Source organism: Streptomyces sp. NPDC051913 (assembly GCF_044593635.1).
Lineage (GTDB): Bacteria > Actinomycetota > Actinomycetes > Streptomycetales > Streptomycetaceae > Streptomyces.
Window position 1 is genome coordinate 1 of sequence record NZ_JBIUCI010000049.1, and the last position, 1,323, is coordinate 1,323.

The following is a 1,323-nucleotide window of genomic DNA, read 5'->3' on the forward strand; positions in this document are numbered from 1 at the left end:
TGTGAACCGCTCCGGGTCTGATGGAGGCTCGATTCCCTGAGAGGATCGAGCCATGGCACGTCCGTCCCCTTACCCGCCCGAGCTTCGTGAGCGCGCGGTACGCATGGTCGCGGAGATCCGTCCCAACTACCCGACCGAGTGGGCCGCGATGAAGACAGTCGCAGCCAAGCTGGGCATCGGTGCGGCGGAGACGGTGCGGACCTGGGTCCGCAAGGCCGAAGTAGACGCCGGCCAACGACCAGGCGTCACGTCCGAGGAGGCCGCGGAGATCAAGCGGCTGCGGGCCGAGAACGCCGAACTGCGTCGGGCCAACGAGATCTTGAAAGCAGCGTCGGCTTTCTTCGCGGCCGAGCTCGACCGGCCGTCGAAACGCTCGTAGCGTTCATCGACGCACACCGCAAGGTGTTCGGAGTCCAGCCGATCTGCCGTGTCCTCAACAGCCACGGACTGAAGATCGCAACGAGCACCTACTACGCGGCGAAGAACCGTGCCCCCAGCACCCGGTCGGTCCGGGACGGGGAGCTGAAGACGCAGATCAGCCGCGTGCACACGGACAATTTCAGCGTCTACGGGGTCCGGAAGGTCTGGCGGCAGCTGCATCGCGAGGGCATACCGGTGGCCCGCTGCACCGTCGCCCGGCTGATGCGCGACCTCGGCCTTCAAGGCGCCCGACGCGGGAAACAGATCCGGACCACCATCCGGGACGACGGCCACGACAGGGCCGGCGACCTGTTGCAACGCGACTTCACCGCGTCCCGTCCGAACGAGCGGTGGGTGGCCGACTTCACCTACGTGGCCACCTGGTCCGGGATCGTCTACGTCGCGTTCGTCGTGGACGTGTTCTCCCGGGCGATCGTGGGCTGGTCCGCTGCCACCAGCAAACGGGCCAAGCTCGTCCTCGACGCCCTCGACATGGCGCTGTGGCGCCGGGACCGAGCGGGAACTCCTGCTGGACCGGGCCTTATTCACCATTCGGATGCGGGCAGTCAGTACACATCGTTCGCGTTCACCGCGCATCTCCTCGGCGCCGCCATCGACGCTTCGATCGGCACCGTCGGCGATGCTCTGGACAACGCGCTCATGGAATCCCAGATCGGCCTCTACAAAACGGAGTTGATCAAACCCCGCAAGCCCTGGCACGGCCTTGCCGACGTCGAACTCGCCACCGCGGAATGGGTCGACTGGTTCAACAACCAGCGTCTCCACACGGCGATCGGGGACATCCCGCCGCACGAGCACGAGACCAACTACTACGCTCAACACCAGCCCCAACCGGCGGCTGGAGTCAACGCATAGAGCCTCCACCGATCCCGGAGCGGTTCA

At 66.1% G+C, this 1,323-nt stretch carries 1 protein-coding gene; it reads left to right on the top strand.

The genetic code is table 11. The features are described 5' to 3' along the window. Positions 1-52: 52 nt before the first annotated feature. Positions 53-1,296 (top strand): IS3 family transposase gene (locus ACIHIX_RS47870; RefSeq protein ID WP_399966977.1). Its coding sequence is split into 2 segments (ribosomal slippage): positions 53-335 and positions 335-1,296, totalling 1,245 coding nucleotides; the frame shifts between segments, so codons are not numbered across the junction. Positions 1,297-1,323: the final 27 nt, after the last annotated feature.